The organism is Cellulosilyticum sp. WCF-2, assembly GCF_003990395.1.
Lineage (GTDB): Bacteria > Bacillota > Clostridia > Lachnospirales > Cellulosilyticaceae > Cellulosilyticum > Cellulosilyticum lentocellum.
On record NZ_CP034675.1, the window covers coordinates 4,051,326 to 4,068,447 of the forward strand.

A 17,122-nucleotide genomic window follows, 5' to 3' on the forward strand; every position below is an offset into this window, starting at 1 on the left:
TTTAAAGAAGGAGGTAGGACTAATGTTTAATAATCGTAAAAATGTTCGTATGTATGGCTTTACAAAATTAAATAATGTTATTAGTCCTATCTCTATTTCCGGATAGGCTATTCACCATGAATATCCTTTTTGATTAATTTTTTAATATTTTATTGCGTCCAAAAGGTCATGGTTTAACATGGCCTTTTTTTGTACGCCAAAAATATATTTTCTAGGGGAGGTTACGTTTTATGCTTCGTGTTTTTAAGTATGTTTTTAAATATCCCGCCATGATTGGTATTGCCACTTTAGCCATGTTTACGGTTATTGGTATTGATCAGATTGTACCACTCATTCAAAAATCTTTTATTGATGATGCTATCTTGGGCGGTAAAAGCAATTTAGTCGTATCTTTAGTGATTTGGCTTTTGGTTTTAGCTTTGTTTAAAGCTATCTTGGGTTACACCAAGGAATTTCTTTATGATTTGATGAGCACTAAAGTACATCTCAATTTAAAAAATCAGCTTTTTAATCATATTCAATCCTTTGAATTTGCTTACTTCGATCATATGAATACAGGTGAGCTTATGGCTCGTATCGGTGAAGATTTAGAAAACATTTGGCAAACCTTAGGATTTGGGCTGAGATTACTTATTGAAAATATCTTTTATATTGTATTAAGCACTATTATTCTATTTAGCTTAAATGCTAAATTAGCTTTTATTTGTTTAATCCTTTTAATACCCATTGGCTTTATCACCCTTAAGCTAGAAAAGCTTTTTGGTGCTTGCTATGGAGAACTCAGTGATCAAACAGCAGTGATTAATACCACTGCTCAGGAAAATATTGCAGGTGTTCGCTTAATTAAAGCTTTTGCTCGTGAAAAATATGAAGTCAAAAAATTCTTAAAGCTAAATAAGCGTTACTACGAACTTAACATGAGGCAAGCAAGCTATATGTCTAAGTATTTTCCAATTATTGACTTTCTCACTAATACCGCTTTGGTAGCCATGATTATCTTCGGTGGTTATATGGTTCTCAAAGAAGAAATGACTTTAGGTACCTTAACAGCCTTTAATACTTACATTTGGTATATCGTCTGGCCACTTCGTCAACTAGGGTGGCTTACCGATATGCTTTCTCGTACTTCTGCTTCTGCTAAGAAAATCTTTGCCATACTAGATCGACCAGCAGAAATCACAAGTCCTGATGATGCTTACTGTCCAGATACCCTTAACGGACATATTAGCTTTAAGGATGTAAGCTTTCATTATAACGAGGGTGAAGAAGTTTTATCACATATTAACCTAGACATTCCAGCAGGCAGTACTGTAGCCATTATGGGAACTACCGGTTCTGGTAAGAGCTCACTTTTAAATTTAATTGGACGCTATTACGAGCCCTCTAGTGGTGAAATCCTCATTGATGGCATACCACTTTCAAAGTGGCATTTACATACACTCAGACAAAATATGTCCATCGTCATGCAAGATACTTTCTTATTTTCAGATACTATTGCTGACAATGTACGCTTTGGAAAACCAAACGCTTCTATGGAAGAAGTTGCAACTGCCTGTGATTTAGCTTGTGCAACACCTTTTATTGCAGAATTAGAAGAAGGTTATCGTACACAAATAGGAGAAAGAGGCGTTGGCTTATCCGGAGGCCAAAAACAACGTCTCGCTATTGCTAGAGCTATTTTAAGGAAAGCACCTATTTTAATTTTAGATGACGCTACCTCAGCTTTAGATACTGAAACTGAATATGAGCTTCTCACTCATCTTAAAGAAAAAAATTATCAAACAACTACCTTTATGATTGCTCACCGTATCTCTGCTGTAAAAAATGCTGATATCATTCTTTATTTAGAAAACGGTAAAATCGTAGAACAAGGTAACCATGAAACATTGCTCAAAAAGCGTGGTCGTTATTATGCCATTTATCAAAAGCAATTTGAAAGCTTTGAGGAGCAGTTAAAGGAGGCGACTTATGTCTGCTAATAACATTAGAAAAGAAGAAAAGGTTTTATCTAGAAGTAAGTCTCAGCTCATTAAACGATTGTTAGGCTATTTAAAACCTTATAAAAGAAAAAGTGCAATTGTTATTTCACTCATGATCTTAGTGATGCTTTGTAATTTAATTAATCCCCTCCTTTTAGGAAGGGCTATAGATACTTATGTAGCTGATAAAAATGTCAACGGTCTTCTGATTATGGGACTTTTCTTATGCGCCTGTAACTTAGCTGCTTGGGGCTTTTCTAAAATACGATATATTTTAGTAGCAGAGGTAAGTAATAAAATTTTAGTAGAGATCCGTCATCAACTTTATACCCACATTCAAGGCTTATCTTTTAATTTCTTTGATTCAAGGCCTGTGGGTAAAATACTGGCTCGCATTATGGGTGATGTAAATGCACTTCAGAATTTATTTACTCAAAGTATTCAGTCCCTCATTCCAGAACTTCTTACACTAGTGGGCATCTCCTGTTTTATGCTAGCTTTAAATGTAAAATTGGCTTTAGGTTGCTTAATCATTTTGCCATTTTTAATAGGTGCCATGTTTTATATTGAAGTTTTCTCAAGACGTAGATGGGATGCTTACCGTAGCAAACGTTCTGTTATGAATGCTTTTACTCACGAAGACTTTTCTGGTATTAAAGTCGTAGAAGCTTATGCAGAAGAAAAGCAAACAGCAGGTAACTTCAAAGAAATCGTTAGTGAACTTTCTTCTTCTTTTATTCATGCTGTCAAGCTTAATGATTTATTTTGGCCACTAGTTGATATTTCTGCTGGTCTAGGTGCTGTCTTAGTTTATATGTTTGGTTACCGATTGGTTACTTCTGGAGAAATTCAGATTGGTACTCTGCTGGCCTTTTCTATGTACGTAGGAATGTTTTGGAATCCTATTATGAATCTATGTAACTTTTATAATACGCTGATTTCTAACTTTTCAGCAGCTGACCGTATTTTTGATATTTTAGATGTAGAACCTACCATTTATAGTAAAACAGATGCACCTTCACTTTCTTCTATCGAAGGTGAAGTACGTTTTGAGCAAGTTTCCTTTGCTTATGATGAAAAAACGGAAGTGCTACGCAACGTGAATTTTATGATTAAACCTGGTGAAAGAATCGCTTTAGTAGGTCCTACTGGGGCTGGTAAAACAACCATTATCTCTTTGATTAGCCGTTTTTATGATCCTACCGAGGGACGTATCTTAATTGACGGACATGATATTAAAGAAGTAGAGCTTGGTTCTTTAAGAGAGCAAATGGGAATTATGCTTCAAGATACCTTCCTGTTTTCTGATACCATTATGGAGAATATTCGCTATGGTAAGCTAGATGCTACGGACGAAGAGGTCGTATCTGCTGCTAAAGCTGTTCATGCTCATGACTTTATTATGCGCCTAGAAGATAGGTATCAAACGAAGATTAATGAAAGAGGTTCTAGACTTTCATTAGGGCAAAGACAACTATTAGCTTTTGCTAGGGCACTACTGGCTAATCCTCGTATTTTGATATTAGATGAAGCAACTTCTAATATTGATACACAAACCGAAACCTTAGTAGAAGAAGGAACAAAGGAGCTTCTTAAAGGACGAACTTCCTTTATTATTGCTCACCGTTTATCTACCATTCGTGACTGCGATAAGATTATGGTAATTAACGACCTTAATATTGCTGAATGTGGAACACATGAGGAACTCATAGCGCAGAAGGGACTTTATTACAATTTATATAAAGCACAATATCGCTTTTTAAGCGAAGGTGCATAATAAAGAAGCTATAGTAAAATAGTTCTTAGTTACTAAAAAACATGTCTTCATTAAGCTTTGATGCTTCTTTGAAGACATGTTTTTGTATTTATTAATATATAGGGCACTCTATCCTTGAAGTAGTTCTTGCTGCTTCTTCTTACTTAACTTAGACAATACTAACTGGTATGACTTATCTAGCATGTTTTTCATTAACTCATCAGGAACATTTCCATCTGGTTTGATCGAATTCCAATGTACTTTATTCATATAATAACCTGGTACAATATCATCATATTGCTGTCTTAAAAAGTCACCCTCTATGGGGTCTAATTTTAAAGTAATATAATAGGGTTTATCGCATTCATCCAAACAAATAGCTGCAAACATTTTATCCCCTAACAAATAACGTATCCAATTCCATTCCTTCTTCAAATCCTTAGTAACACCCTTTTTTTCTAGAAGATATTGATCAATCCATTCATATTTCATTTTCTTACACTCCTTTAAGTAAAAGATTTTACTTCGTATTACGAATATTGATATAAGTTCGATGATGAACTTCTTCTTTGATATACGACTTTCTCTAATTCCATACACTCTTCCCTCACTAATAATAGAAGTTCCCCAAATATGTTATTCCATGATATGTATTCTTTTTTTATCATATTGACTTCTTTGCTCGGGTTCTTGAGCCGTATAACCTAAATGAATTAAACCTAGTGGTACAATGTGTTTTTCTATACCTAAAATAGTTTGAACCTTTTTTACTGGTCTTACTTGTGGTTTTAACCCACACCAACAAGAACCAATACCTAAGGATGTTGCCCCGAGTAGAATATTTTCTATTGCTGCAGAGCAGTCTTGTATCCAAAAATCATTGAGCTGCAAAGCAAGTGCCCTTTTTGTGTTACCAGCAACAATAATAATAAGTGGTGACATATGGTCTGTATATTTTGTTACCTTCCTTAACTCTCCTCTAATACCTGCATTTTTAATAATGTAAAACTCCCACGGCCTTTTATTACAAGCACTTGGTCCACTCATAGCGTAGTGCATTAAAGTATCTATATCTTCATCTGCTATTTCCTTTGTCAGAAATTCTCTTGAACTCCTTCTTTTGTACATCACTTCCTCTAATTCCATACGTTTCCCCCTTACTAAGTGTAAATCATAAGCTTCTTTATTATAATTGTTTTCCCAACAGTCTTGTTCCACTATATGACTTAAGACCTTATGTATATTAAACCATATGTAAGCTAATTGTCGCATTACTGCCCTGATAGTTTCTTTAAAGTATCACCTGTTACACGATAGGTGGTCCATTCTTCCATAGGTGTTGCCCCTAATGATAAATAAAAGTCAATACTTGGTTTATTCCAGTCTAGACATGACCATTCTAGGCGACCACAGCCACGCTCTATAGTAAGCTTTGCTAATTGCTTTAAAATCGCTTTCCCGTAGCCTTTACCACGATATTCTGGAAGCACAAATAAATCTTCTAAATAAATACCTGCTTGTCCAAGAAAAGTAGAAAAATTATAAAAGAATAAAGCAAAGCCTACTTCTTTTTCGTTTTCCATAACAAAAAGGACTTCTGCCTTCTTCTCTTTAAATAGCCAGTATCGAAGCATTTCTTCTGTAGCAACTACTTCTTCTAACATTTTCTCATATTCTGCTAAATCTTTAATAAAGCCCAGAATTAAAGCTACATCCTTTTCTTCTGCATATCTAAATATTGGTTCACTATTCATCTTGAGCATTCCTCCTTTTTCATCTACTTTCAAATTCCTATTAATTTACTTTTTTAATTCATTCCCTTATGTCGTTTTTATTATCTTTACTTTCTACTAAACAATGGCTCCTTAAAGCGAATTGTTTTATTTTGCATGTTCACTTCCGTTTCAATACCATAAGGAATAATGCACTTAGGTTGTGCATGTCCAAAATTAACATTATAAACAATTGGTAAATCAGCCTTATCTACCACCTTACAATATACTGATTTGTATTCCTCATAATACGTTTCATCTTGTGGTTTTCCTACAAGAATGCCATTAATCACCTCAAAGATGCCTTTTTCCTTAAGTGCCATAAGTTCTTTCTCTAGTTCTTCTGGAGATGGCTTTTCTTCCGAGGTCTCAAGAAATAATATTTTACCTTGCCATTCTTCTAGACTAGGGAAAATGCCATATTGCTCACATACCACTTTCTCATCTTCATAACGATTGCTAGATAACATATCATAAAGGCTCTCTATACATCCGCCCAATAGTCTACCTTGAAACTTTTCTGGTCCTTGCAAAAGTTCATAGCCTCTTGTCTCAAGGTGAGCCTTTCTTTCTTTTCCTATTGCATCTACCGAAAAATCTGTACGTTCTTCATACCAGTGGGCACTTGATTGTATAATAGGAGGTTCATCTGTCTCTTTTAAATACAACTCAAAAGCTGTTTTTGTATAAGGTAACATCTGTTCTCCTAGCTCTGCTAAGTCACACAGAAAATTAGGACCATAAAAGGTTCCCATCCCTAACTTATAAAACATTAAATGATTAATGGTCGTATCAGAATACCCTGTAAAAAGTTTTGGGCTTTCTTTTACCTTCTTAATAAAGAGCTGATCTTCCATTAAATAAGGTAATAAACGATAGGTGTCATCTCCTCCAATCACACAAATAATCCCTTTTATTGCATCATCTAAAAACGCTGTTTTTAAATCTTCTGCCCTTGCTTCAGGATGACTTTTTAAATATTCTATTCCTCGTAGTGCATTTGGCATAAAAACGCCTTCAAGACCAAACTCCTTTAAACGTTTTTTCCCTAATTCAATCTGATGCTTACAAAATGCTTCTCCAAGTATGCCACTAGATAAACTTACAATGGCTACTTTGTCTCCTGCTACTAATGAATATGGCTTATTCATATTGCTCCTCCTCGTCTTTTATAGGAATTTGTCGGTGGCTTTACTAGGCTATTTGGGCAAAGCTGAGAGAGGGTGACTATCCTACGTGGCTTGGCTCCGTATTTTCAGTAGGCACTAAGCTCACTTTTTTGGATGAACGTCCACAAACTCGGTTCCTGGGGCACGTGGACTAAGTACCATCCAAAACGTTCGCTAAGTGCCTACTGAAAATACTCCGAAGTCACCCCGCTAGGACAGCCACCCTCTCTCAGTTCTACCAGCAATAACGCGTAAAGTCACCTCCATTAAGTGTTTTCAAGAAAAAAACAAAACTTGTTATTATCTTTTTTCTGCACTTTTCACTTAGGGGTTTGAATGCTTAAGAGATCAATAATGCTTGTAAGGCTCCCTAGCTTCCTTACAGAGCTACTTCTTGGCAAAATAGACTTATGGGAAGCTTTATACGTTATTGCCTTGGGCGCCTGCCTCCGGCTTCGAGTATTTTTTAACTGTCGTTACGCCTTCTTTCCACGCTGCTTCACTGTCTTGGATGTTTATGAGGTCAACAACGTTTGTGAAAATGAGTGGGTATGGGTGCCTGGAGTAGTGACTTGGGAGCATTTTTTAGAAGCACTTAGTGAACGTTTTAGATGGGTTTTAGGCAGCTGTTTGAACGAAGTGAGTTCTGCCGTTCATCTAAACAAGTGAACTTAGTGCTTCTAAAAATGTGAACCGGAACAACGGAAGGCACCCATACCCACTCATTTTCTCTCAGACGTACTTCTCATAAACGCCAAGACAAATTTCTATTTATTAGCTTCTCCATTAAGTAAAATAACCCTTTTCTCCAGTGAGCCTCTCCAACCACGTTATATCCTAGTGCCCCATACATTTTTAGTGCAAAGGGATTTTTTGAAAAAACATCTAATCTAATAGCTCTTTTACCCTCTTTAATTAATTCCTCTTCAATATAAGTCATCGTCTGCCTACCTACTCCTCTATTTTGATAAGTAGGATTCACACATAACCGATGAACTACTTTGAAACTTCCTTGGTCTTCTGTCCATTTCCCATTACTATACTGCTCATCACATAGTTGATTGAGTACATACACAACAGCTATTTCATTATTGATTTTGCCAACAAATAATTCTTCATTTTCTATATCTGCTTTTAATATTGCTTCATTAGGATATACTTCATCCCATTGATTAATCTGATGATGAAGCATTTCTTCTGCTGCATTTTTAAAAATCTTAACGATGTCCTCTAACTCACTCATTTTACCTTTTTCATATGAGATTTCTTCATGTTTTCCTGCTGTCTTTTTCATCTTATCAAATGCGCCTCTCAGTCCCTGTTATATTTTTTTATTACTCACAACTTTTCTCTTCATTGATCAACCATTTTATTATCTACTATCCTTATTCTATATGTTTAAAATTAATTTGCTTATTTTCCCAATGCTTAAATACACCATCAAATATTCCTGTATATTTTGCTGCTTTTTTATATACAAATTGCTTAATACCCATTTCAAATATTATTTTCTGCTTTACCCATTGAAAAGGATGTATTTTCCTTTTTTCTATATCTAGGTAAAATCTTCTCACTTCCTTCTCTAATTTCTTCTTTGTTACTGCATCTAAAGGGTTTTCATTAAAAAGGATTTTTTTCTTGATACTTGCACTTAATGTTGCTCCTGAGTAGGTCATTAGATTATTTAAAATTCTTGAAGCTGCTCCTCCACCATAATTTTCAGATGTCGTGACTGTCAATGCATATTGCTGATGTAACAACTGTTCAAAAACAAAATGCCCTCTATCTGCTAGCACCTTTAGTTGTCCTGATATATTACTTTCATAAGTTGGTGTCCCTATTATAGTACCATCAGCTTTTGAAATAAGTTCTATGATCTGCTCAACATCATCTTGAATAAAACATGTTCCCGTCTTATAGCAAGAATAACATCCATTACAAAATTCCATCTTTATATCCGACAAATGTATAAACTGAATATTCATGTTACTATATGTATTTAATACATTTGATATCTCTTTTAATATTTTTGCTGTAGCACCATTTTTTCTACTACTTCCATTAATAATAACAACATTCATATATTCTACTCCTTTCACTGAGTAATCTTATGTTGCAAATTAATTCATAGGTCACTTCCATATTCTATGAAGTAATAGAACTGATTCCTATGTTTATTTCTACCTCTTACTCGTTAAAGTAATCATATACATTTCCACTTACCTTACTATCCCAATAGGATTTTAGTAACAGTATAGATTGCCACTTTGCTATAGTGGTTTCTTTAAATCCAAATTTGAGAACAGAGCTAACCATCTTTTGTTCAGCAATACAATACCCCTTAGCTAGAGAAACTGCATCACAAAATTGAATAAGCTTGTCATAATCATCGTATGTAATATGCTCTAGGTAATCTTTAACCATTTCTACCTCTTCCTTCGAGCAATCCCATGTATCATATATACCCATTACATCTTTGTACTGAAAGGTATGAGTTAAGCAAATCCTGGCTATCTCTTCACATTTATCCATCATGTATTTATACCCTTCAATGGCATGTCTTGCTTGCACTATTCCATTTCTTCTTCCAATATCATGAAGTAGACCTAAAATATAGGCTTTTTCTGAATTCAAACCAGATTTTATAGCTATTTTTCTTGCTAGATTAGCAACATACTCAGAATGTTCTATCCAATCACCTTTATTCAACTCGCAAGCTTCCTTGAAAATTTGATTAGCTTCATTTAAACTTATCATCATTTCCTCCTTATAGACTTTCTCTTGAAAATCACATGATATAGCCCATTTACCACCATTTATTCTCCTTGTCTCTATTGAGCCGTACAACCTGTTGAACTTATGATAAGCAGAAAATATAAAAGGGTCAAGAAATATTATTAAACTTTTCTAAATATTCTTCGTAGCTAGTTGCTTTTACTATCTTAAAATACTTGCTGAATTCTTTAGTCCACATATCCATTTCTTCTTCAATAGAACTTACTTCATTCATAATAAAGCATACTATCTTACAAGACGTTTTAGCCATTCCAGGTAGTAATACCGAGAAACCCCATTCCACATCGGCTGGGTCATCTTCAAAACCATTTCTTGCATCCACTATAAATTTACTTACATTATTCTTTTTAAAAAGTTCCCAAGCAAAGGTGGTTGGTTTTCTATAATCATCACCACATGCAAACTTTTTCCAAGTAAGTAGCACCACATCATCTTCTTCTATACATTTTACATGACAAAACTCTGAATCAAACTCTTTCATTTTTCTCCTCCATTCCATATCACTAACCCACTTTACTCTAGTATTCGATTTACAATTCTATACTTAATACATCTATATTGCTTATATGACTTGTTACTGCATTCCTATACTTATACTCTGCAAAAATAACATCCATCAAATCATCATACATAACGCTTGCGGTAGCATTAGCTCCTGCACCTTCACCATAAAAAGCTCTTTTTCCACTATACTCCCCCTCAATGAATATCATATTATTATTATCACTAACCATAGCCAAATGACTGTCTTTTCTAATAGCATAAGGACCAATATAACACTCTAATTTCCCAGTATTATTCTTATATGCATAGATGATCTGCTTTACTATTTTTCCCTCTTGCTCTGCCTTATCTATATCTACTGCATTCTTATTTCTTAAAGAAATAGGACGTAGCTCCTGATACCTAATAGATAAATTCATACATAAACGTGATAAAATACATAATTTATATGCTGCATCCCAACCATCAACATCTTCAGATGAATCATTTTCTGCATAACCATTTACTTTTGCTCCAAGTAATGCCTCCTCATATGATGCATGATTCTTACTCATTGAAGTTAATATATAATTTGATGTAGCATTTACTATTCCAAATAACTTGATAATAGTTTCTCCTTTTGACATATGCATTAATGATCTACATATAGGAATGCCACCCCCTACTGAAGCTTCAACTCTAATCTGCACGCCATTTTCTTGTGCCATTTGTATTATTTCGTCTCCATACATAGCTAGACATTTTTTACTAGACATAATAACATGCTTATGGTTTTGAAGTGCCAAAAGTACAGTTTCTCTCGTCTTCTCTACTCCGTCCCCACCCATGCATTCAATGCAAATATCCACATCAGATTCTTTAACAACGTCATTTGCTTCAGTAGTCATTTTAATCCCTTCAGTATTTACATCCCTCTTTTTTAAGACATCTTGAACCATAATAACAACTACTTCAAATTCAATTCCAAATGCTTCTTTTGTTTTCTCCTTATTTTCTTGAATGATATTTAATAACTTAGATCCTATAACACCAAGTCCAAGAAAACCTATCTTTATTTTTCTCATCATAGCACCGTCCTTTTTGCAAAAACTATTGCTTATTTTATAGTTTCAGCGTATCATACGGTATATCATAAGTAAAATTAATACATTTTATATTTAGAATAAATAATTTTGATAGGAGTACTTATGGAGATTAGAAATGTTATTTCATTTATAAAAGTAGCTGAGTTAAATAGTTTTTCTAAAGCAGCAGCAGAACTTGGCTATACACAATCAAATGTTACCACGCAAATTAAGCAGTTGGAGAATGAACTTAATACTATTTTATTTGACAGGATTGGTAGAAGCGTATCCTTAACCTCAGCCGGAAAAACCTTTATGAAATATGCCTTACAAATCACAGCTGCTGTAACTAATGCCAGACAAGAACTGTCATATTCTGCTATACCTTCAGGTGAACTTAGAGTTGGACTTTTAGAATCATTATGTATTACTTACCTTCCACAAATCATCAAGAGCTATCACAAAAAATATCCCTTGGTAAATACTATCATTAAAATAGGTACCTATGGTGAGCTCGCTACTATGCTTAATTCCAATACTATTGATTTACTATGGACATTTGACACTCATATCAATTCTGATCTTTGGATTAAAGAGCTGGAATATGCCAACCCCATATGTGTCATTGCTCCAAAATCACATTCTCTTTGTAATAAGCACACGCTTCACTTATCAGATTTATCCTCTGAAACTTTCATCTTTACAGAAAGTAGCTGTAGCTATCGTCATACATTTGAGGAGCTACTTCTATCTAAAAAACTACCCTTCCATACTTTTATGGAAATTGGTAATACAGAAATCATCAAGAAATTTGTTGCTTCAGGCATTTGCCTCTCTATTCTTCCTCAGTTTTCTATTACTAATGAACTTCAAGCACAACTTCTTCATCCCCTCAATATCATAGATTTTCAGTTAGATATGTATGGACAAGTGTTTTATCATAAAAATAAATGTGTTACTCCAGCAATGAAAGCTTTTATCGACCTTGTAAAAGAATATATTTAATCTTCTTTATTATAGCACTAATACGTCTTATGATTTTATACTCTTCTTTAAGGAACAAACAGTTATTATAGAAATTACAATTAAACGCCTAAAACAAAAAGGCTATTTTACAAAGATCATCTACTTTGTGAAATAGCCTTTTGTAGTGATGAAATAAATCGAAAGTTTGAAAAATAGTTGAATTATTTTACGTCGTGCAAAGTACAAACCTGTCACAATAAATAGATACGAGTCATATAATGTACCATGACTACAATATATTAATATATATTCTAGTTAAATCATATTATTAGGAGATGGTATTATGAGTTGTTTAAGATCAGATTCATGTAGAGGGCATAATCATTTCAAAGTAAGTCGCTCTAATAGTAGTTCAAGTGACTCTTCTAGAAGATCTAGTCGTAGGTCAAGACGTTGCAGAAGGTGTCGTCGCCGTTCAAGTGATTGTTTTAATCGTTGTGGTTGCAATTCATGGGGCCGTAGAAATTGCCGCTGCCGTTCAAGACGTTCTTCTAGACGTTCTTTTAGCCGTAGCCGCTCTTTCAGTCGTAGTCGTTCTTTCAGTCGTAGCCGTTCTTTTAGCAGATAATCACAAAAAATTAATTAAAAGTAGATGTTGTGTATATGGATAAATATTATAAACCCGGAGAACAAATAAATGGATACTCTATTACTGAGATGTTGGCTGAAGGGCGATATGGCATAGTTTATCTAGCTGAAAGTCATGAGTCCAAAAAATATATTATTAAACAACTCAAAAAAAATATGCTTAGGGAAACAAAAGAAAAATTATTTTACGAGGAAGTACTATTAAAAAAATTAGATTCCCCTTGTTTTCCTAAGTTTATGGGAAAATTTAATCTTCCTAATGCAAAAGGCTATATATTAGAATATATGGAAGGTCAAGTTTTTGAAGATTTACTCATGGAAGATGGCCATCAGTTTACCAAAAAAGAAATCTATGAAATTGCCTTTAAAATGCTAGACATTATTGCCATACTACAAAAAAACAATATTGTTCACCGTGATATTAGACCTCCTAATGTTATCTTAACAGATAGTAATGAACTCATATTAATAGATTTTGGATTAGCTCGCTATATAGACAATAAAAAATATGTAAAAAAAATGGATTACTGGTATCTAGGGGATTTTTTAATTCATTTATATTACACCTCCTATTATTTTGATGAAACCGAAGAAGAAAGACCTTGGTACGAAGAACTGGACTTAACAGAAAAAGAAAAGGTATTTCTTCAGCGACTATTGGAGATTAAAGAAAGCTATGTAGAACTTGACGAGATAAGAAGTGATCTCAAAGAACTCGAAGAAAGCTTCTTATAGTTTGCATAAACCTTAACTTTAAAGATAAACCATATAGTTACGCCCTCCATAACTATATGGTTTATCTCTTTATTACATTTTATAAATTTGATTCAGGTGATAATGATGTCAAACTCAAGTGAAATAATCAGAATATATCAAGATAGTTTTAAAGTCAATCTTTATACGGTATCGCCATTTAGGATGATAGGCTTAATTAATGTAGACATTAAATACCCTTATGGCATAGAAAAGGTAACTCTTGCTTTTTATAGCTCTTCTGGAACCAATAGCGGGAAAATCAAAGACTTATGGTATCCTATTGTTGGTATAAAAACCACCACGGGCCCATTTACCGAGTTTACTGATTACCTTAACTTTGTTCTATCCTATACAACTAAAGATGGCTTTGCTAAACATGGGTGGCTAGCTAAGTCCCTTTTCTTTTATGCAAAACCCCATGATGCCTCAAAACTTAGGGGCTTTGCCAATGGCAAATACTATGACTCACTTCTAAAAATCAGTAAAACACTTAGAAATTTATACGACATAGGTAAATTTCATCATTTAACCTCATTAACACCTACTCTTTTAAATAGTGCCGTTACTTCACATAAAATTTATTCTGGAAATAAACACACACAAAAAGAAAACTACGAAAAATACATTGAAGATATATTCACTCATGCCAAACCTAATCAGGTTTAACCCATCAAAATGTTCTAATGATTATTACCCCTTGGAAGAATCTGATTTTTGTGCTAATATATTGCTAAAACTTTGCCAAAGGGAAATTATTATGGAAAATGAATTTCAATTAATTGCTAATATCATACTTTTATTAATGATTATTTATAGTGTTATTTACATTCTAACTTACAAACAATTCACTTTATTAAGTACTATTCAAAAGACTTCTTCTAAAACAAAGCTAGCCCTTCTGCTCATATCAGGAATCTGCTTACGCATTTTTTTGGCTTTCTTTTATACCGGACATCCTACAGATATGACCTGTTGGTCCGGATGGGCTTTGGGCATGGCTAATTACGGTCCCGGAAGTTTTTATGAGTCCATGCAATTTGCTGATTATCCTCCTGGCTATTTACTTATTTTATGGCCTATTGGTATTTTATTAAGACTTACTGAATTACCTTATACTCATATACTTCACTCTATGCTTTTAAAACTTCCTATTATTATCTTTGATTTATTAACAACACTTCTTATTTATTATTATGCTGAAAAAGGACAACATAAAAGCCCCTTACTACTAGCCGCTTTCTTTTTCTTTAATCCGGCTGTCTTATTAACCTCTAGTATCTGGGGACAGGTAGATATTGTTTTTTCTTTTTTTGTTATTTTAATGCTTATAAGCTTATACAATGAGAGACTCCTTTATGCAAGTATAGCCTTTGTTTTAGGTTTACTTATTAAGCCTCAGATGTTTTTATTTGGTCCTATCTTTGTTATTGGTTACTATTACTATTGCAAAGAAAAGCCAGCTCAAACAGTGATTAAGCAAACTCTTATTTCTGGACTGATTGCTCTTGGAGTCTTCATCCTTATTTGCTTACCTTTCCTTATTACCAAAAAGGACCCTTTATGGCTCTTTAAACTTTATTTTTCAACTATGGGATCTTATCCTTATGGTTCTTTAAATGCCACAAACTTTATAGCTATTATTAATGGTCTTTGGGCACCTGATACAGCCACCTTCCTGGGTTTAAGCTATAAGCTTATTGGTCTTATAGGTATCCTATTTTCCATTGGCTATACTGCTTTTTTAGCCATTAAAGATAGTACTAAAAATAACTTAGCGCTTTATGGAGCCTTAATGATTACAGGTATTTTCACTTTGGGTCATCATATGCATGAACGCTATATTTTTCCTGCACTTGTTTGCCTCATTCTTGCTTATTTATATAGACCACATAAAAATACGCTACATTTCTTTGTTTATTTTAGCGTTTTAGAAACGCTAAATATGAGTTTAGTCCTAACAGATAGCTACTTATTCTCTTACCAACTTATGCCACTCATTTTATCTTATCTCCAAGTTATTGGATATATCTTATTATGTATTTATAGTTATCAAGCATGTAAACTCTCAAAAGAAGCTATTTGATTAATCTACCTATAGTAACTTCATACCCTATTGTTATTAAAAAAGGAGACGAAGAGAAGCCCCAATGTCATTAAGTTAAGATGACGAAAAAAGATCTCTATACCAATCAAATGGTATAGGGATCTTTTTTTGAAAAAGTAGTTGACAAGACAAAGAAAATGTGTGGCCGCTCTCACTACTGATTGAATAAAGAGGTAGTGAGAGCGGCCCTTGTAATTAAAGGAAACTTAGTTACAAGGAGGACACATATGAAACCCAAACAAATTAAAAAGCTTTTAGTAGATGAAATCCAAAAGTTAGCTGACAATCCGCAAGATTATTGTACCAATCCAGGTAGTGATTTTTTACGCAAAAGAAAATTGCCCATGAATAAAATTTTAGCTGGAATTATTGGAATGGGAAGTGGGAGCCTTACAAACGAATTATTAGATCTATTTGGTGCATCTGCAGATACACCCACTTCTTCTGCGTTTGTTCAGCAGAGGAAAAAGATAAAGCCCGAAGCGTTTAAGAAGATATTTGACGGCTTTTCAAGTAAACTTATAGATAACTTTAATGAAGATATGCCCATACTTGCTGTTGATGGGTCTGATGTACAGATTCCTACCAATCCTGATGATTTAAATTCATTTCATTCTGGAAAAGATGGAAGAAAATCATATAATCTTCTGCATATAAATGCGTTGTATAATATAAATTATTCTATTTATCATGATGTGATAATACAAAAATCTAAAGAAAAGAATGAACATAACGCTCTACAAGAAATGGTTGATCGTTCTGAAATTCCTAAAGCACTCGTGATAGCTGATAGAGGTTATGAATCTTTCAACAGCATGGCTCACATTCAAGAAAAAGGATGGTTCTTTCTTATTCGTGTCAAAGATGGAATTAATGGTATAAAGAATGGATTGGATTTACCCAAAACAGACTGTTTTGATATTGATATTTCTTTAAAACTTACAAGAAAGAAAACGAATGCAGTCAAAGAACTTTTCAAAGACAAAAATCATTATCGAAGTGTTTCTTCAGCCCAACCGTTTGATTATTTACCACTTAAAAACAAGAAATCTGAACCTGCTAAATTCTATGAATTACACTTCCGAATAGTGAGATTTCCTATTTCAGAAACTTCCTATGAAACAATAGTTACAAATCTAAATAGTGAAAAGTATCCTCCTGATGAGGTAAAAAAACTGTATGCTTCTCGTTGGGGGATTGAAACATCTTTTCGAGATTTGAAATATACGATTGGAATGTTAGATTTTCATTCAAAAAAGGTGATGTGTATCCAACAAGAAATCTATGCACATATGATAATGTATAACTTTGCAGAAATGATTACCTCCCACGTAGTCATTGAAAAAAAGCAAAGAAAGCATACATATAAAGCAAATTTCTCAGTTGCAGTGCATATGTGTAGGTTATTCTATCATGGAAAAGCAACATCACCTGATGTAGAAGCCATAATTGCAAAAAATCTCATTCCTATAAGACCTGATAGGCATAGGGAACGAAACTTAATTGTTAAGATTTTTCATGGCTTCCTTTATAGAGTAGCATAAATCTTTGTAAAAGAATATAAATTTTGAGTCAGATGCAAATCTGTCTATTTGTGGTACCTGGAAA

At 33.7% G+C, this 17,122-nt stretch carries 17 protein-coding genes; 8 read left to right on the top strand and 9 right to left on the bottom strand.

Going from position 1 to position 17,122, the window contains the following annotated elements:
• Nucleotides 1–230: 230 nt before the first annotated feature.
• Nucleotides 231–1,979 (top strand): ABC transporter ATP-binding protein, encoded by a 1,749-nt coding sequence (locus tag EKH84_RS18380; protein ID WP_127067412.1) that lies wholly within the window; start codon nucleotides 231–233, stop codon nucleotides 1,977–1,979.
• Nucleotides 1,969–3,756: an ABC transporter ATP-binding protein gene (locus EKH84_RS18385; protein ID WP_127067413.1), complete on the top strand. Its 1,788-nt coding sequence runs from the start codon at nucleotides 1,969–1,971 to the stop codon at nucleotides 3,754–3,756. Before EKH84_RS18380 ends, EKH84_RS18385 begins: the two co-directional genes overlap by 11 nt.
• A gap of 108 nt (nucleotides 3,757–3,864) precedes the next feature.
• Here the strand turns inward: EKH84_RS18385 and EKH84_RS18390 are convergent, their stop codons facing one another.
• The 9 genes from EKH84_RS18390 to EKH84_RS18430 all read right to left on the bottom strand — a co-directional run bounded on the left by EKH84_RS18390 (nucleotide 3,865) and on the right by EKH84_RS18430 (nucleotide 11,040).
• Nucleotides 3,865–4,227 (bottom strand): MmcQ/YjbR family DNA-binding protein, encoded by a 363-nt coding sequence (locus EKH84_RS18390; RefSeq protein ID WP_127067414.1) that lies wholly within the window; start codon nucleotides 4,225–4,227, stop codon nucleotides 3,865–3,867.
• Nucleotides 4,228–4,371: 144 nt separating this feature from the next.
• The gene (locus tag EKH84_RS18395) at nucleotides 4,372–4,881 is read right to left on the bottom strand and encodes a nitroreductase family protein (RefSeq protein ID WP_190283391.1); all 510 of its coding nucleotides are present in this window, start codon (nucleotides 4,879–4,881) and stop codon (nucleotides 4,372–4,374) included.
• 125 nt (nucleotides 4,882–5,006) lie between these two features.
• Complete coding sequence (locus EKH84_RS18400; protein ID WP_127067416.1) at nucleotides 5,007–5,489, bottom strand: GNAT family N-acetyltransferase; 483 nt, start codon at nucleotides 5,487–5,489, stop codon at nucleotides 5,007–5,009.
• 86 nt (nucleotides 5,490–5,575) lie between these two features.
• Nucleotides 5,576–6,658 carry a S66 family peptidase gene (locus tag EKH84_RS18405; RefSeq protein WP_127067417.1) on the bottom strand — a complete coding sequence of 361 codons (1,083 nt, stop codon included), beginning with the start codon at nucleotides 6,656–6,658 and terminating at the stop codon, nucleotides 5,576–5,578.
• A 763-nt stretch (nucleotides 6,659–7,421) separates the two neighbouring features.
• Entirely contained in the window at nucleotides 7,422–7,970 is a 549-nt protein-coding gene (locus tag EKH84_RS18410) for a GNAT family N-acetyltransferase (RefSeq protein WP_243118611.1), read from the bottom strand.
• A 91-nt stretch (nucleotides 7,971–8,061) separates the two neighbouring features.
• A complete protein-coding gene (locus EKH84_RS18415) occupies nucleotides 8,062–8,757 on the bottom strand; it encodes a flavodoxin family protein (protein WP_127067418.1) in 696 nt (231 codons plus the stop codon).
• 106 nt (nucleotides 8,758–8,863) lie between these two features.
• Nucleotides 8,864–9,433 carry an HD domain-containing protein gene (locus EKH84_RS18420; RefSeq protein WP_190283392.1) on the bottom strand — a complete coding sequence of 190 codons (570 nt, stop codon included), beginning with the start codon at nucleotides 9,431–9,433 and terminating at the stop codon, nucleotides 8,864–8,866.
• Between the two features lie 127 nt (nucleotides 9,434–9,560).
• Nucleotides 9,561–9,953 carry a hypothetical protein gene (locus EKH84_RS18425; RefSeq protein WP_127067420.1) on the bottom strand — a complete coding sequence of 131 codons (393 nt, stop codon included), beginning with the start codon at nucleotides 9,951–9,953 and terminating at the stop codon, nucleotides 9,561–9,563.
• A gap of 49 nt (nucleotides 9,954–10,002) precedes the next feature.
• Nucleotides 10,003–11,040 carry a homoserine dehydrogenase gene (locus EKH84_RS18430; RefSeq protein WP_190283393.1) on the bottom strand — a complete coding sequence of 346 codons (1,038 nt, stop codon included), beginning with the start codon at nucleotides 11,038–11,040 and terminating at the stop codon, nucleotides 10,003–10,005.
• A 123-nt stretch (nucleotides 11,041–11,163) separates the two neighbouring features.
• Here EKH84_RS18430 and EKH84_RS18435 point away from each other — a divergent pair, with 123 nt between their 5' ends.
• The 6 genes from EKH84_RS18435 to EKH84_RS18460 all read left to right on the top strand — a co-directional run bounded on the left by EKH84_RS18435 (nucleotide 11,164) and on the right by EKH84_RS18460 (nucleotide 17,058).
• Entirely contained in the window at nucleotides 11,164–12,045 is an 882-nt protein-coding gene (locus tag EKH84_RS18435; RefSeq protein ID WP_127067422.1) for a LysR family transcriptional regulator, read from the top strand.
• A gap of 304 nt (nucleotides 12,046–12,349) precedes the next feature.
• A complete protein-coding gene (locus EKH84_RS18440) occupies nucleotides 12,350–12,634 on the top strand; it encodes a hypothetical protein (RefSeq protein ID WP_127067423.1) in 285 nt (94 codons plus the stop codon).
• 35 nt (nucleotides 12,635–12,669) lie between these two features.
• Complete coding sequence (locus EKH84_RS18445; RefSeq protein WP_127067424.1) at nucleotides 12,670–13,389, top strand: protein kinase family protein; 720 nt, start codon at nucleotides 12,670–12,672, stop codon at nucleotides 13,387–13,389.
• A 105-nt stretch (nucleotides 13,390–13,494) separates the two neighbouring features.
• Complete coding sequence (locus EKH84_RS18450) at nucleotides 13,495–14,076, top strand: hypothetical protein (RefSeq protein WP_127067425.1); 582 nt, start codon at nucleotides 13,495–13,497, stop codon at nucleotides 14,074–14,076.
• A gap of 91 nt (nucleotides 14,077–14,167) precedes the next feature.
• Nucleotides 14,168–15,493 (top strand): hypothetical protein, encoded by a 1,326-nt coding sequence (locus EKH84_RS18455; protein WP_127067426.1) that lies wholly within the window; start codon nucleotides 14,168–14,170, stop codon nucleotides 15,491–15,493.
• Nucleotides 15,494–15,741: 248 nt separating this feature from the next.
• The gene (locus tag EKH84_RS18460; protein WP_127065015.1) at nucleotides 15,742–17,058 is read left to right on the top strand and encodes an IS4 family transposase; all 1,317 of its coding nucleotides are present in this window, start codon (nucleotides 15,742–15,744) and stop codon (nucleotides 17,056–17,058) included.
• Nucleotides 17,059–17,122 lie beyond the last annotated feature (64 nt).